The sequence below is a fragment of the Photorhabdus akhurstii genome, from assembly GCF_018448925.1.
Classification (GTDB): domain Bacteria; phylum Pseudomonadota; class Gammaproteobacteria; order Enterobacterales; family Enterobacteriaceae; genus Photorhabdus; species Photorhabdus akhurstii.
Window position 1 is genome coordinate 146,290 of sequence record NZ_RCWE01000008.1, and the last position, 14,387, is coordinate 160,676.

Genomic DNA, 14,387 nt, shown 5'->3' on the forward strand with positions numbered 1-14,387 from the left:
GGAAGCGTCAGTATGGTTCAGACTATTCGTTTTTTACCTGACCGTCTTAACGCCGAACCTGTCGTGTTCCGGGGATTTACTACCCCAGAGCTGGGCTGGACGGCATTAACGGGACTGATAGCTGGCACGGTCATTGGCTTGTTACTGGCACCGGTAACGGGTTGGGTGATGATACCGACGGTGGCCCTGATTGCGCCGTTATTATTGATTGCCTTTGGCGGCAAATACCTGGCCCGGATGAAACGCGGTAAACCGGCGCATTATCTCTATCGACGGCTGGAGGTTAAAAAGCGGGGCTGGGGTCTGGGTGACCCGTCACTGATTATCACATCACAACGCTGGTCGTTGCGCCGCCATCACCGGGTAATGGCCCGAATGGGGCGGTTATGAGCCGTTTTCGTCATGCGATTCAAAACCGGGACCAGCATATCCTGACGTTACGCTCTGCCTGTGGTGTGCTGGTTTTGTTGTTGTTACTGAGTCTGAGTGGCTGGATGATGGCGCCGAGAGCGTTAACCATTTATACGCCGCCGGATGTCCGTAGTGGCAGTACCCGCCCGTGGTGGCAAGTGCCGGTCTCCCAGGTCTATGCCTTTGGTTTTTATATTTTTCAGCAACTGAATGCCTGGCCTAAAGACGGGGAAGTCGATTATCCAGCGAAAATAGCAGCGCTTTCTCCTTATCTGACTCCCTCCTGTCAGGTGTTTCTGGAACAGGATGCTCAAAATCGGTCACAAGTGGGTGAGTTAAAAGATCGCGTGCGGGTGGTGTATGAAATTCCGGAACGGGGCTTTCGTGACAGCAATGTGATGGTAAAAGACCGGGATAACTGGGTTATTAAGTTAGATTTAGTCGCTGATGAATATTTTCACGCTGAGCCGGTCAAACGGGCACTGGTACGTTACCCAATTAGAATCACCCGTTGGGAAGGGGATGCAGAGCGTAACCCGTTTGGTCTGGCGCTGGATTGTTATGACAGTACACCGCAACGGCTGGAAGCCGCATTGCAGCCGGTACCGGCGAAAAAGGGGATATTCCAGTGAAAAAACAGGTACTCGTCGAGTTATTGGTATTGACCGCATTATTATTCGCTGGACTGGTGATGGTTTCACCCGTAGAGGCCGTGGAGTTGATGAAGTGGGAACGCATCCCGCTGCCGGTTGCCTTGCATGCCGGACAGGAGCGGGTGGTTTTTGTGGATAAAAATGTCCGAGTAGGTTTTCCGAGTGCGTTGAATGGCAAATTGCGGATACAAAGCACCGGTGGCGCAGTGTATCTGTATCCGAGTGAAACGTTTACCAAGACCCGACTGCAACTTCAGGATGTGGAAAGTGGTGAAGTGATTTTGCTGGATGTGACAGCTACAAATGGAAAAGGTACCCTTGAGCCGGTTCGTGTGGTGTACCACGGGGATGTGACCACGCTGACGGACAACCACCAGGTTCATCACGGCGCCAGAGGGGATAACACGTCAGCAACGTCTCCCTCTCCTGAGGGTGAGCGTCAGGCCGCCCGGCGTCAAAAACTGTCCTACACGGCTCCGCTGCCGGTGGTCCTGACCCGTTATGCTGCGCAGAGTCTGTATGCGCCGCTGCGTACAGTAGAAGCTGTTCCCGGCATTCACCCCGTATCATTGGCGCTACCACCCCGATTAACCACATTGTATCCCTCAGAGCCGGTAATAGTTTCCCCGTTAGGGGGCTGGGGCGTGGATAACCTTGCTGTGGTGGCGTTGAAAGTACGTAATGCCCACCGTGAGAACGTGGTGCTTGATCCACGCAGGTTACAGGGGCAATTCATAGCAGCGACCTTTCAGCATCGTTGGCTGGGACCGTCAGGCACGCCGGAAGACACGACTACCGTCTATTTGGTGGTGAAAGGGCGGCCTGAGCGTGCCTTTCTGCCTGAACCGGTGAGGTCAAAAACGCCCATGAAGCGACAAGGAAATCCCCATGCAAATTAAGTCAAACGGTCTGGTGAAGTGGGTCGTGCCTGCTTTTGTTATTGCGGGGCTGGTCGTGGGGATCAAGAGTTGTCGGCAATCAGAGACGCCCGTCAACCAGACAGTGAGTCATCAGGCCCTGGCGGAACTGTCTTCCGGGGAGCTGCTGGCATTGGGGATTGAGGGGGATACCCCGGAAGACACGTTGCGCACCCTGATTGGAGCTTTGCGCAGTATCCGTGTTCAGCAGGCGGTGCTGGAAAAACAAAACGCACAATTACTGGCGGACAATGAGAAATGGCGAAACGGCAGTCAGAGCATGACTGACCAGATTAACCAGGCGGTAGCGGGCACCCGTGAGGAAACAGAAAAGCAACAGCAGGTATTGAAAGCGGAGCAGCAAACGCTGTTCAGCCGACTTGATCAGTTGACCCGTCAGTTAGGCAATAAAAGCATGAGTACAAACACCCCTCTGGTTGAGCGTGATATTCCGCTGGGATTAGGATTGGACGATACCGGCCAAAATACGACCTCAGACGGGGACAGGCTGGTCTGGATTACCCCACAGGACGTGTTACCGGCTGACTCACAGGTTGCAATGAGCGGTCAACCAGCGACTCCCTGTTTTCCCGTGTCATTTCTGGAAGACAATGCATTGAGCCGTCAGAAACTGGAATATGACGGTATGACTGAAAATCAGCAAGCCATTACCGAGGGTGATACAAACGAGACTATCCGGCCCGTTTATACCCTGCCCGAAAATACGACGCTGGTCGGCAGCCAGGCGATGACGGCGTTATTAGGCCGGGTGCCGGTGAATGATAAAGTCACTGACCCGTATCCTTTTAAGATACTGATAGGTAAAGATAACTTGACTGCCAACGGCATTGAACTACCGGATGTGGAAGGCGCGATTGTTTCGGGCACAGCTACCGGTGACTGGACCTTGTCTTGTGTGCGCGGCAATGTCACCTCCTTAACCTTTGTCTTTGCAGACGGCACCGTCAGAACCGTGCCGAAATCGGATCATCGCACCAATGGCAGCCATCATGTTCAGGATAATCATGGCGGCAGTATCGGCTGGTTGTCTGATGATAATGGTATTCCATGTATCAGCGGGACACGGAAATCCAATGCAGCCAGTTACTTACCAACCTTATTTGCTCTTTCTGGCGGTACAGCGGCGGGTGATGTGTTGTCACAGAGTCAGCTTACCACCCAGACTAACGGTTATGGCGGCGCGACGTCATCACTGACCGGGGATGCCGGTAAAGCGGTTTTGGGGCAAGCAGCAGCCGGAGGATTTAAGGCCGTATCCGAATGGGTCAAAGCCCGTTATGGCCAAACTTTTGATGCCGTTTACGTAACACCGGGTGCCAGAGTAGCAGTGCACATTACTCAGCAAATACCGATTGATTATGAAGGACAGGGACGCAGGGTGAAATATAACTTTGGTCTTGGACAGGAGGTCCGTGATGGTTTGGACTGAGAAAACGAGTATGAATAAAGCGCGAAAAATAGTGATGTTGGTGGTGATAACGATCCTGACCGGTTGCAGCACGTCTAAAGAAGAGATGCTTCCACCGGGAGATAGCACAATGCTAGCTCTGTGGCAGGGGAAAGTCTCGTCGTCACGAATTACGATGGAGGCCCGTAAAACACTGCGCCGGGAGCTGAACGAACGGGAACAGCAGGCTACTCTGAATTACACGGAAAGTTATAGCCGTACGCAGGAAAATGAAATCAGTCAAACCTTCCCACGGCTACCCAATCCGGACATGGTGATGTATCTCTTTTCCCATTTGGTTGCGGGAAATTCGCCGGTGCCGGGATATAGCACGGTGTTTTCGTTTTACAGTCAGGTGCAGTACGCTCTGCCGGGTGAGCGGACGGTGGCATTGTGATGTGGTCGCTGTTGAATAAAGCCCGCTTGCGTAAACGGAGTAATCTATCGGAAGTTTTGGGTGAAACTGAGGTCATACTACCGTCGTCTTCCACCGTTGTTGGGCGTGAACCTTTGAGGCGGCCTAGCAAAATGACGCACGCTGATGAAGCGGCACTGTATAACCCTTCACCGTCTATCATTGATTATTTGCCCTGGGCAGAATACCTGGACGAGGAAAAGTGTCTGTTGCTGGATGACGGTCTGTCAGTCGGGGCGGTTTATACCGTCTCTCCGGTCCCGACAGAAGGACGCCCCGCTGCTCGTCTGGAAGAGATCCGTGACCAGGTGGAGGATGCGTTGCAGGACAGCCTGGAGGAAGAAGATATTTCTCCCTGGGTGGTACAGTTTTTTTGTCAGGATGAAGATGACTCGTCGTCATCGCTGATGCAGCTTCGTCAATATATCAAGCCCTGGGCACAGGGCACAGCCTTTACCGAAACGTGGCTGGCTGAGACTGAACGTCATCTGCGAAGCATTGCCCGGCCTGAAGGGCTGTTTAACGACACATTGGTTACCGGTCAACCTTGGAGAGGACAGCAACGCCGTACCCGAATGGTCGTTTATCGCTGGGTCCCGGCAGGCCAGAAGGAGGCTCTGTCACCGACAGCGTTGCTTAATCAGGTCTGTAACCGGCTAACGGCCTCGCTGGCCAGCGCCAGCATTTTGTGTGAGCGACAAAATGGTGAACAGGTTCATCACTGGTTACTGCGGTTATTCAATCCCGCTCCAGACTGGATTAATAAAGCGACGCTATATTGGGAGGCCCGCTACGCGGCCTGGCAGGCGGGTGAATTGCGTCCGGATAATGACTTCACGGAAACTTTGTGGTTTACCCCGCCGCGTTCTGATGTGAAAAACGGTATATGGTGGTTTGATAATATTGCTCACCGGGCGGTACCGGTTGAACGGCTGCGTCGCCCACCAGAACCGGGGACGCTGACCGGTGAAGTGACCCGGGGTGAATATATTAATGCGCTGATGGATTTATTACCCTCGGGTACCCTTGTTTCATTGACCGTTGTCATACCGGCCCAGGATAGGTTGGAACAGGATTTTGACCGGTTGTCAAAAAATGCAGTGGGAGAAAATACTGAATCAGGGCGAGTACGCGCAGACGTAAAAGAAGCTAAGGCACATCTGGGGCTGAGACATAAACTGTGCCGTTCTGCACTGACCTTTCTGTTACAGGGGGCTGATGTTGACGAGTTGAACCGTCGGCATCAGCAACTGGTCGCAACCCTGTTGGTCTCGGGGTTGCAGCCGGTCAAACCCGAATGCGACGTCGCGCCGTTAAACGGCTATCTGCGTGCCTTACCTATGTGTTTTAACCCGCAACGAGACAAGCATCACTGGTATACCCGGTTGACTTGGATGCAGCATGTGGCCGGGTTGTTGCCAGTGACAGGGCGGGCAACTGGCACCGGTAACCCGGGTCTGAGCTTTTTTAACCGGGGCGGCGATGTGCTGACCTTTGATCCGCAAAATAAACATGACCGTACCCAGAATGCGCATCTGTTGCTGTTCGGGCCGACCGGTGCGGGGAAGTCGGCTACGCTTTGTGCGAGTTTATCGCAGCTGATGGCGGTGCACCGTCCCCGGTTATTTGTGGCGGAAGCGGGCAACAGTTTTGGGCTGTTTGCCGATTACTGTCAACGTCTGGGGCTGAGTGTCAACAAAATCAGCATTAAACCGGGCTGTGGTGTCAGTCTGGCGCTGTTTGCTGATGCTCACCAATTGCTTCAAATGGCATCTTCTCAGCTGGATTTGGCGGGTGAAAAGCCGGCAGAGGAAATTGAAGACGACGGGGACGATGAGCAGCGCGATATTCTGGGTGAAATGGAAATTGCGGCCCGCATGATGATCACCGGCGGGGAGAAGAAAGAGGAAGAACGTCTGACGCGGGCGGATCGGGGCATGATCCGCGAAGCTATCATGATGGCGGCAAAAGCGAGTGCTGACGATGGCCGACAGATGATAGCGGAAGATCTGCAAAAGGCATTGTCTGTAATTGCCCGGGACAGCCGGCGGGATGAACAGGGGCGATCATTACGTACCGAACAGCGTCGTGCCCGTGCCGAAGAGATGGCGGGGGCGATGTCAATGTTCACCAGTGGTTTTGAGGGGGAATTGTTTAATCGTCCGGGAACTCCGTGGCCAGAAGCCGATGTGACGCTGATTGACCTCGGTACGTTGGCGCGTGAAGGGTATGGTGCCCAGATGTCGCTGGCGATGGTGTCTCTGGTCAATACCATCAACAATATGGCGGAGCGCGACCAGTTTGAGGACCGGGAGATTAATTTTGTGGTGGATGAGGCGCATATATTGACCACTAATCCGCTGTTGTCGCCCTACATGACCAAAGTGGTCAAGATGTGGCGAAAACTGGGCGCCTGGTTGTGGCTGGCTACTCAGAATTTGGCGGACTATCCGGATAGTGCGGAGAAAATGCTCAATATGGCGGAGTGGTGGTTGTGTCTGACAATGCCGCCGGATGAAGTTGAGCAGATAGCGCGTTTTAAAAAGCTGTCTGAAGAACAAAAATCGGTGTTGCTGTCAGCCAGCAAACTCCCGGGCTGTTACACCGAAGGCGTGGTGTTGTCGAAAAAAGTGGAGGCGTTGTTTCGGGTGGTGCCGCCCAGTGTCTATCTGGCGCTGGGTATGACGGAGAAAGAGGAAAAGGCAGAGCGCAGGACGATTATGAAAGCGCTTCATTGCAGCGAATTGGATGCCGCCTTTGTTGTGGCGCGCAGGCTGGACCGTGCCCGTGGTCTGATATCCGGGGAAGCGGCAAATGTGCGTGATGAGGTCTCTTAGCCATGCAGGGGTGTAGGATATGAATATCAGGGTATTTTGGACGCTTTTGTTGTTGTTAATGCCGGTATCGGTGTTTGCCAGCACAGTGATATATACCGACACAAGCCATCCACCGCGCAATGCGGATCAACGTGTCCGGGTTGTGTACCTTGATGGGGCCGAACAGCTGCAAGCACAACTGTTCGGTCAGTTATCCGCTGATCCTCAACAGGCAGTCAAACAGGCCCGTCAGATTTTGCAGTCTCCATCGTGGCATCAACAGGGGCAACATATTCGTCAGGCTTACCAGGGGTTACTGAATGCCTGGACTCTGGGCCTTAAGAAGTTCCCGGCAGTGGTTTTTGATGATGGTTCTGTTGTGTACGGTACGACAGACGTCAGACAGGCCCGGTTACTTTGGGATACCTATCAGCGGGAAAAACAGCCATGAAATCTCCGGATTTACCGTCATTAACATGGCATTCCCGGCTGAAAAAGTTCGGCATGGTCTTGCTGCTAACGGTTGTTCTGGCACCCGTGGCCGTTGCCAGTGTGAATACGGCCCAGATTGTGGCCAGTGCCGCGTCGGTATCGTGCATCAGCTGGCGGATAAAAGGTCTCTGTTACTGGCTGCTGTGTTCTCCCTGGGGATGCAAGGTGCGTACCTCGGTGAAAGTGGAACATTTTATTCCTCAGGCCGTGGTTTCTGTCTATAACACTCCTGGCGGTAATCCCTGGAGAGAAATGTCGCCGGTCAGCCAGGCAGTCGGTGAGGTGGAAAATATGGTCACCGGTGCACTTTCCGGGATAGTCATGGGTGGTGGCAATCATCAGCTGAAAATCCCTGGCAACGGAAAAAACAATCTGCATTTTAAATATGCCGATGCGATTGGGCATCCGGCAACTGCCATGATGGGTGGAAGAATTTCGGGGTATGCGTGTAAAAGTGCCGCCACGCCTTTTATGCCTTACTTTTTGAGTACTCTGGATAGCCTGGTTTGGCGGACCGGTATGCCGGAATCATTTTATCCCGAGGCGCTTATTCCGGGTAAACGTGAACTGGGTGATTCGTTTCGGGGCAATATGTGGGGCAATATTTATCCGCGAAGCGGGTTTGTGACACAACAGGATGATGACAAGGCCGCTGCCGTAGTGGCGCAACGGGTAGCTGATATCATCACCCGTACCGGGCAGGGGCATGTTTATCAACCCCTGAAAGGGAACCGTAAACAGGGTTACTGGCCGCCAGGCGAAGCAGTCGAAAATACGGGTAGCCAAAATCATCAATGGCAACGTATAGCGCCGAAAATGAGCACCTCTTGTGCTGTTTTTCCGGATAACAGCGGGGAAACAGCGAGGGACGGGAATTATGTCTTTGCATTGTGGCAACCGTACAGTTGTTGTCAGCAACGTGGGCAGACTTTTCTCTACAGTACCGATTTTTGAGACTGGGATCATGGGATGAGACAACGATTATTTTTGCCTGTATTGATAGCACTGGCGTTTATGCGTGCTCCTGTTGTTCAGGCGGCAGGTTTTGCCATTGCTGACAGCCCGATAGGTTACGGGAAAAGCCTGAATGGGGCTGTATCGGACAAACTGTTTTACAACATAGGTGGCGGATCCGTGATATCGCAGCCGGCGACCCGCAGTCATCTGCAACATCTGGGCGGATTAAACCTCGGTTGGAGCAGTGACCTGATGTGCGGTCACTTTGATTTAAAAACGACGGTAGGGAATCAGCTTAATGGCCTGACTTCGGGGTTTAAAAACCTGATGGGGGAAGTAATACAGGGGGCTACTGGGGCCGTAGCCAGTTTGCCGGCAATGGTTATCCAGCGTGCTAATCCGGGATTATATGAAATGCTGACCAACGGGGTGTTACAGGCAGGTATTGCGTTCGACAAATCACAACTGAGTTGTCAGAACATGTCACAGCGTATGATGGATTTTTCGGATAGCAGTAAATGGACTAAAGCGGCGTTGATGGAGGAATACAAAACGCTGGTGAATACCGGCAATGGTGACGCGGTCGGCACGACACAAAAAATGGAGGTTGCGGACGGTACACAAGGTTCAAATTGGATTGGGGGTGAAAAACGGGGAGGAAAAGGGCAGAAAGCCATTCAGCCTATCCGGGATCTGGCAAAAGCCGGCTTCAATATGATGAACAACCTGCCGGCGAATAGCCATGCGAATGTCAACCGCACACAATGTAATGGCGCTGCTTGCCAGAAATTCAAGAACAGTGAAGAAGCCGCCGCCGCGGTCGTCAGGGTGTTAGGTGATCGTTCGGTTCGTACCTGTACGGACAGTCGTCAGTGTACCAGTGGCGGTACCGAAGACCAGCCGGGTGCAAGTGTCGCCGGGACGGGGTTTGCGCCGATGCTGGAAGAGGCTACCAGAACCAACATTGAGCAATTGATGAAACTGGTCAGCGGGGAAAATGCGCCTACTGTAGTCAATCTGGCAAAACTCAAAACGGGTAGCTTGGCGGTGACTCGCGGGGTTGTCCAGGCCCTGAAACGTGATCCGGACAGTGGTGCGCTGGTGAGTCGGTTGGCCAGTGAGTTAGCGATGGCCGACACCATTGAGACTGCGCTCACTATGCGGCGAATGTTGATGACCGGGCAGGCAGAACCGAATGCCGCTGCTCAGGCGCAGGCTATGGCAGAGAGTGATCGCCGTATTGCGACACTGGACAGAGAAATTACTGCCCTCAAGAATGAAATGGAGTTGCGCCGGGCGATTGCACAAAATACCGCGCTGACCACGCTTGAGCGTGAACAAAATCGGGTTGAAATGAATCTGCAACGGCAATCCATCGATAATACCGACAGCCGTATTCACACCTTGTCCGTGCCGCCGAAAGGGCGCGAAGGACAATAATGATGTCTGAGCAAAGTGAAATCCGGGTACCTGCTGGCACTACACAAAGGTTGAGCGTGAGACTGAAACAGAATTTCAGGCGAGGGTTAATCGTCACGTTGATGATGGGGGGCATGTTGCTTGTTGCCGCAGTTGGCTTGGCGTATCCGTCTCAGTTCAATGCCTTACAACATTGGATGTACACGACCCGTTACGGCTGGCTGGCCTGGCGATTGGTCATGTACAGTGTTATTGCCTGTTTCATGTGGCAGCTTTGGCGATCTCCATTGCCGTTAACACAGAAAGCGGCTCTGAAACGGATCGCACTCATTTCGCTGGGATTTGTGGGATGTTGTGAGTATGCCATGTTCTTCGTCTCCGGAGATCAGTCATGACAACTTACAGCTATCTGGAATATTTTCTGACCCTGCTGGGCTGGATAGTGAATAACGGCTTGTGGAATGTGCTGCTGGCCACCGGGTTATTTGTGCTGCCGCTGACATTCAAAATGATAGGTATCTGGCTGAAAGTCCGGGAAGAAGGGGAGGATGAAGGAAATAAGGGCCTGCTCTCAGTGACCCGGATTGAAAACACCTTGTATGGCGCTTTCTTGGTGATGATTGCTTTCTGTGTGCCGTTGGTCAATGTGAGTCTGAGTACCATTACGTATGATGATTCGCGGGCAAAAAGTTGCGGTACTTGGACACCGAAACCGGCTGAAACGGGTTATGCGTCCGTGATATCGTCGCTGGATGGTAAAACCGCGGCGGCTCCGGTTTGGTGGATACTGGTTCATCAGATTTCCAAAGGGGTGACTCAGGCCGCAACAGCTTCTCTTCCCTGCCGTCCCGACCTGAGGCAACTGCGTTTTGAGGTCCAGCATACACGGATTAATAATCCGGCTCTGGCGCAGATATTACAGGATTTCACTCATGACTGTTATGCGCTGGCATTGTATCAGTGGAAACGTCGGGACGAGGGAAGAACTTTGGATGAAGCGGTATTACGGGATATTGAATGGTTAGGGTCAAAAACGTTTCTGAATAGTGCGGGTTATTATGATGTGCTTCAGTCAAAAACGCCCCGGTCGGATTTTCCCTGGAAACCGCACCGGGATGACGGTTTGGCTAATATGGGGCAGGGGGGATATCCGACCTGTAAGGAATGGTGGTCAGACAGTCAGGTAGGATTGGAAAAACGGGTGATGGCTCAGGTTGAGCCAGGCATGTGGTTTCGGCTATCGGCAGCATTGAAACTGATGGGCAAAGATACGTCAGAATACAAAGAAGCGGTGATACGGCGTCTGGTGAGCCCGGAAAGTTTGACCGCATCTCAAGGGGGACATGTCTATGCAGGTTACGGCGGTAACGCGGATTTTACCCTGATGAATTCGGTGGGCCGGATAGCCTCATTGGGCGGGGTGTTGTTGGGAAGTCTGGCGGCATTTCCGGCGTTTGATGCCATGCGCCAGGCTTTACCGATGGTGCAGGCTGTTATATTGATGGCGGTGACTATCATATTACCCCTGATTATAGTATTTGCGGTTTACGAATATAAGACAGTTATTACGCTGACCTTTGTCGTGTTTGCGCTGAATTTTTTGACATTCTGGTGGGAATTGGCACGCTGGTTGGACAGCTGGTTACTGGAGGCATTGTATGGTTCGGATACGCACAGCCGCTGGAATATGGCTGGTTTTCAGAATAGCACAGACGATATCATTATGAGTTTTGTGATGGGGACGATGTTTATTGTGTTGCCGGCATTGTGGATGAGTGCTTTGTCGTGGGCTGGAGTTAAAGGTGGAGTAGTAATATCTGGAATGTTAGGTAATGGGGTAAAACAAACACAAGATGCAGGGGGAAAAGTAGGCGGAGTTGCAGGGAATAAACTGACAAAATAAGTCAATAACATCTTAAGAAAAAAGCGAGGCTTGGCTAAGACCCTGCTTTAGTTGTCATCGGAGTCAGTTCTAAATCCTCCCATGTAGTATCCATAACCCTCATAGCCATTCCGGTAGCCATTTTCATCTTCTGGGGTGTTTGAAAGATGTAATGTTTCTTCCTTGTTAGTCTGTGAAAGTCCTAACAACAGCCCGAAAATTAGTATAATTATTCCTGCTATAGCTAATGAACTCAGGAGTAATGCAATAGCTGAACTGCCAACAAATAAATAAATTGGCAAGTGTCCCACCCAGCAAGGGAGATTATGTTTGTGGGCTTTAGTAACACAATTTGCATCCCAAGTACGTAAACGTTGGCATAAGTTGAGATAAATTCCAGCAACTTTTGCTCCCCTAATTTGAGCACGTATTGTACGTTGTGTGTCATGATTGTCAGTCATTGAGTAGCCTCTTGTTGAGATGGTATTTATAAATAACATAATTATTTCTTGGTTAGGTTAGCTAAAAGTCTGAGTGGCGTCTATGGTATGGGATGTAAAGGATATTGTTTTAGTATTATTGGCAAATTTTAACCATGTATTAAGATATTTTTGCATCGCCAAAATATATGATAACTCTAAAGTTCCCAGAATGGATCTGTATTCCAGCTTTCTGGAAAACCAGCAGAATGTAACAGTGGTATTACTCTTGGGAATTCATGTGTTAAAGTGTGAATATCTTGGCCCACGTTTACGCCCAGTTTTAAGATTTTGCTTAAATGGTGAAGGGTTGCAAGAAAAACATAGATACGATTGTTATTAGTTGGAGGTATAGAAAGGTGTGGGATAATTTCTGCTGGGGCTCTTAAATTTGAATTCCAAAGACGATTATGATGTGCACATTTGTTTCTTACATCTCTTAATCCACTAATCCATCCAACCAGCGTTTCAAATTTTTTTACGCCAAATTCTTTGGCTAAATTGTTAAGGATGTTTTCTCGTTCTGATATTTGAAAACGACGTTTGTCCAAGCAATCGTAAATAACAAATATATTTCCCAATGTTGCTAATTCACCGATAATCCAAAAAGGGGGTAGGGATTTATAATTATCATTTTTCTCATTATAGTACTTTTCCTTATAATGAGTGGCATATTTTTCATTACAAGATGTAAATGAATTTGATAACTTTGAACGTAATAAGTTTATTTTCTTTTTTATTAAAGAAGTTTTTATCGTCGAGATACCAAAATGGATCATCTGTATATTCTGATATAGTGTGATCTAGCCTACTACGAAATTTTATTTCGAGTCGAGAAATTATGCGAAATATGTAATTGCGTAATGATTCATCGAAACGATAAATATCAAGGCCGTTTTCAAAAAAAATGCCATCACGAAATTGCTTTTTTCCTTCTTCATCTTGATACATGAACTGGAATAGATAAATTTTAAAACGATAATAGCTGATAAATGATAATATGTGTTCGGCTAATGCTTTATCTTTGAAATTTAGCCCCTTTTCCTCTAAATCACTAATAAGGTCTATAGGTTTGCGATGCGACTTTGCGTAGGGGATATGAACCATGATTAAAATTCCATAAAAAAAGCCCGCTTACGTTCCAGGAGGAAGGTAGCGAGCGTTGTCGATGCTTATGCTACCAGAGAAGAGAAAGATGTCAATAGCATATTGATGGTTTTTTGCCTTAACAGTAGGGTGTTTGACGCTATCTGTTTGTTGCTGTAGGATCCCTGTTGCTGATTGTGGCTATTGCTGCCAGCAACGTGCTAGGGTCACAGATGATGGAAATCATGCTGCTGATGCCGAAAGATATTTGGGGTAAACCCTTTGTGGAGAAATCAACAGGGGTTTTCTCGCTTTTTTAATTAAAAAGGCAAAAATTAGTATACGGAAATCCTATATACAGGCATTTGTTAGTACTATAATCAATCGTACATCTTTTTTGTCTCAACAGAAGGTATATTCATAAGAAAGCTTTAAGTCATGCGGTTTCTCAGCATCGTGAACATCAGAAAAACACAGATTTTTGGTTTTTATAGCTGTAGTACTAAATGATGATAGGGGAAGGTTATGCAATCAAAACACCGAATTTCTGAACTTAAGCAAATGTCCGTAAAAGAGCGCAAAATTGAAGGCATGCGTCGAGCTAAGGCTGCTTTTGATCTGGCTGAACGTACAGGTACGTTAACAAAGTGTCCTGTTATCGTTGAGTGCTGCTTTTTTCGTTAGCTTGCCAGGTTGGTAATTATTCTTTGGGTGTTCTATCCAATTGTTTTAATACTCGCACACTCATTTCTCCGTGCTGCTTCTTAAGTGTACTGCATTCTTAATTGGCTATTTAGCCTGATTAAGCGAGAATTGAAAGGTATCGTCATTCTATACCTTGTGCTTAGCTCTACACTATTATGATCACTGATTGACGGTGTTTAATTTTTTTCTTGACTTATCAGGGTAGTAATGTAACGCAAAATTTCTTTATCTGTTGATTCATTCCCATCAAGAGCTACTTTGATTGCTTGTTTCAAATTTGATCTAATTTTAAGCTTATCAATAAGTTCTTCGATATCTTGCTTTTCATGGATCATGGTTAATATCCCTTCAATACCTTTTCGATGCATTAAATTAATTAATGTTTTTGCTTCTTTGACATCAAGAGAATCTAAAATGAGGGACCATGCTGTTTTTAGTTCATCATATCCATAGCCTGTGTCGTCTCTTTGGGAATCATCAGTAGGTTTTTCATTCGGAGTCCCAGAAGCTAGCCATTCCAAAGAAACACCTTCTATTCTAGCGATTTTCTGAGCTACATATAGAGATGGTAGTGTCTTTTTATCGAAGTAGTTATTTAACGTCGAATAAGGTATTTGCCATTCTGTTGAAACAGCTCGAAGACTCCTTTAAGAAGCTGTTTTAACCTGTTTTTAAAGGTTTCTTTTC

General features: G+C 49.2%; 15 protein-coding genes and 1 pseudogene. 13 read left to right on the forward strand and 3 right to left on the reverse strand.

Going from position 1 to position 14,387, the window contains the following annotated elements; translation table 11 throughout:
* Window positions 1–12 precede the first annotated feature (12 nt).
* The 11 genes from EAE93_RS11680 to EAE93_RS11730 are packed head-to-tail and all read left to right on the forward strand — an operon-like array spanning window position 13 to window position 11,451.
* Window positions 13–390, forward strand: a complete 378-nt coding sequence (locus EAE93_RS11680; RefSeq protein ID WP_036807921.1) for a TIGR03750 family conjugal transfer protein — start codon at window positions 13–15, stop codon at window positions 388–390.
* Window positions 387–1,043 carry a PFL_4703 family integrating conjugative element protein gene (locus tag EAE93_RS11685; RefSeq protein ID WP_214039711.1) on the forward strand — a complete coding sequence of 219 codons (657 nt, stop codon included), beginning with the start codon at window positions 387–389 and terminating at the stop codon, window positions 1,041–1,043. Before EAE93_RS11680 ends, EAE93_RS11685 begins: the two co-directional genes overlap by 4 nt.
* Before the next feature lie 59 nt (window positions 1,044–1,102).
* A complete protein-coding gene (locus tag EAE93_RS11690; protein ID WP_250151002.1) occupies window positions 1,103–1,963 on the forward strand; it encodes a TIGR03749 family integrating conjugative element protein in 861 nt (286 codons plus the stop codon).
* A complete protein-coding gene (locus tag EAE93_RS11695; protein ID WP_214039713.1) occupies window positions 1,953–3,431 on the forward strand; it encodes a TIGR03752 family integrating conjugative element protein in 1,479 nt (492 codons plus the stop codon). The genes EAE93_RS11690 and EAE93_RS11695 overlap by 11 nt, the downstream gene beginning before the upstream one ends.
* Window positions 3,432–3,441: 10 nt before the next feature.
* Window positions 3,442–3,846, forward strand: a complete 405-nt coding sequence (locus tag EAE93_RS11700; RefSeq protein WP_214039732.1) for a TIGR03751 family conjugal transfer lipoprotein — start codon at window positions 3,442–3,444, stop codon at window positions 3,844–3,846.
* The gene (locus EAE93_RS11705; protein WP_332008867.1) at window positions 3,843–6,701 is read left to right on the forward strand and encodes a conjugative transfer ATPase; all 2,859 of its coding nucleotides are present in this window, start codon (window positions 3,843–3,845) and stop codon (window positions 6,699–6,701) included. The genes EAE93_RS11700 and EAE93_RS11705 overlap by 4 nt, the downstream gene beginning before the upstream one ends.
* Window positions 6,702–6,720: 19 nt before the next feature.
* Complete coding sequence (locus EAE93_RS11710) at window positions 6,721–7,131, forward strand: TIGR03757 family integrating conjugative element protein (protein ID WP_036807910.1); 411 nt, start codon at window positions 6,721–6,723, stop codon at window positions 7,129–7,131.
* A 53-nt stretch (window positions 7,132–7,184) separates the two neighbouring features.
* Window positions 7,185–8,126: a TIGR03756 family integrating conjugative element protein gene (locus EAE93_RS11715; RefSeq protein WP_214039734.1), complete on the forward strand. Its 942-nt coding sequence runs from the start codon at window positions 7,185–7,187 to the stop codon at window positions 8,124–8,126.
* 15 nt (window positions 8,127–8,141) lie between these two features.
* Complete coding sequence (locus EAE93_RS11720) at window positions 8,142–9,569, forward strand: integrating conjugative element protein (RefSeq protein WP_214039714.1); 1,428 nt, start codon at window positions 8,142–8,144, stop codon at window positions 9,567–9,569.
* 2 nt (window positions 9,570–9,571) lie between these two features.
* Window positions 9,572–9,943, forward strand: coding sequence for a hypothetical protein (locus tag EAE93_RS11725; protein ID WP_214039715.1), 372 nt, complete (start codon window positions 9,572–9,574; stop codon window positions 9,941–9,943).
* Window positions 9,940–11,451 carry a conjugal transfer protein TraG N-terminal domain-containing protein gene (locus EAE93_RS11730; RefSeq protein ID WP_214039716.1) on the forward strand — a complete coding sequence of 504 codons (1,512 nt, stop codon included), beginning with the start codon at window positions 9,940–9,942 and terminating at the stop codon, window positions 11,449–11,451. Before EAE93_RS11725 ends, EAE93_RS11730 begins: the two co-directional genes overlap by 4 nt.
* A gap of 47 nt (window positions 11,452–11,498) precedes the next feature.
* Here EAE93_RS11730 and EAE93_RS11735 read toward each other — a convergent pair whose 3' ends face one another.
* Window positions 11,499–11,891, reverse strand: coding sequence for a hypothetical protein (locus EAE93_RS11735; protein WP_214039717.1), 393 nt, complete (start codon window positions 11,889–11,891; stop codon window positions 11,499–11,501).
* A gap of 176 nt (window positions 11,892–12,067) precedes the next feature.
* A pseudogene (locus tag EAE93_RS11740) lies at window positions 12,068–13,016 on the reverse strand (Abi family protein).
* A gap of 167 nt (window positions 13,017–13,183) precedes the next feature.
* Between EAE93_RS11740 and EAE93_RS25085 the strand changes: the two are divergent.
* The gene (locus EAE93_RS25085) at window positions 13,184–13,315 is read left to right on the forward strand and encodes a hypothetical protein (protein WP_262405196.1); all 132 of its coding nucleotides are present in this window, start codon (window positions 13,184–13,186) and stop codon (window positions 13,313–13,315) included.
* Between the two features lie 205 nt (window positions 13,316–13,520).
* Window positions 13,521–13,679, forward strand: a complete 159-nt coding sequence (locus EAE93_RS11750) for a hypothetical protein (protein ID WP_214039719.1) — start codon at window positions 13,521–13,523, stop codon at window positions 13,677–13,679.
* 197 nt (window positions 13,680–13,876) lie between these two features.
* Here the strand turns inward: EAE93_RS11750 and EAE93_RS11755 are convergent, their stop codons facing one another.
* Window positions 13,877–14,221 (reverse strand): hypothetical protein, encoded by a 345-nt coding sequence (locus EAE93_RS11755; RefSeq protein ID WP_214039720.1) that lies wholly within the window; start codon window positions 14,219–14,221, stop codon window positions 13,877–13,879.
* Between the last annotated feature and the right edge of the window lie 166 nt (window positions 14,222–14,387).

Coding starts and splice junctions, on each gene's coding strand:
- EAE93_RS11680 (WP_036807921.1), top strand. CDS start 13: ATGGTTCAGACTATTCGTTTTTTACCTGACCGTCTTAACGCCGAACCT.
- EAE93_RS11710 (WP_036807910.1), top strand. CDS start 6,721: ATGAATATCAGGGTATTTTGGACGCTTTTGTTGTTGTTAATGCCGGTA.
- EAE93_RS11735 (WP_214039717.1), bottom strand. CDS start 11,891: ATGACTGACAATCATGACACACAACGTACAATACGTGCTCAAATTAGG.
- EAE93_RS11695 (WP_214039713.1), top strand. CDS start 1,953: ATGCAAATTAAGTCAAACGGTCTGGTGAAGTGGGTCGTGCCTGCTTTT.
- EAE93_RS11750 (WP_214039719.1), top strand. CDS start 13,521: ATGCAATCAAAACACCGAATTTCTGAACTTAAGCAAATGTCCGTAAAA.
- EAE93_RS11715 (WP_214039734.1), top strand. CDS start 7,185: ATGGTCTTGCTGCTAACGGTTGTTCTGGCACCCGTGGCCGTTGCCAGT.
- EAE93_RS11685 (WP_214039711.1), top strand. CDS start 387: ATGAGCCGTTTTCGTCATGCGATTCAAAACCGGGACCAGCATATCCTG.
- EAE93_RS11725 (WP_214039715.1), top strand. CDS start 9,572: ATGTCTGAGCAAAGTGAAATCCGGGTACCTGCTGGCACTACACAAAGG.
- EAE93_RS11720 (WP_214039714.1), top strand. CDS start 8,142: ATGAGACAACGATTATTTTTGCCTGTATTGATAGCACTGGCGTTTATG.
- EAE93_RS11690 (WP_250151002.1), top strand. CDS start 1,103: ATGGTTTCACCCGTAGAGGCCGTGGAGTTGATGAAGTGGGAACGCATC.
- EAE93_RS11700 (WP_214039732.1), top strand. CDS start 3,442: ATGAATAAAGCGCGAAAAATAGTGATGTTGGTGGTGATAACGATCCTG.
- EAE93_RS11730 (WP_214039716.1), top strand. CDS start 9,940: ATGACAACTTACAGCTATCTGGAATATTTTCTGACCCTGCTGGGCTGG.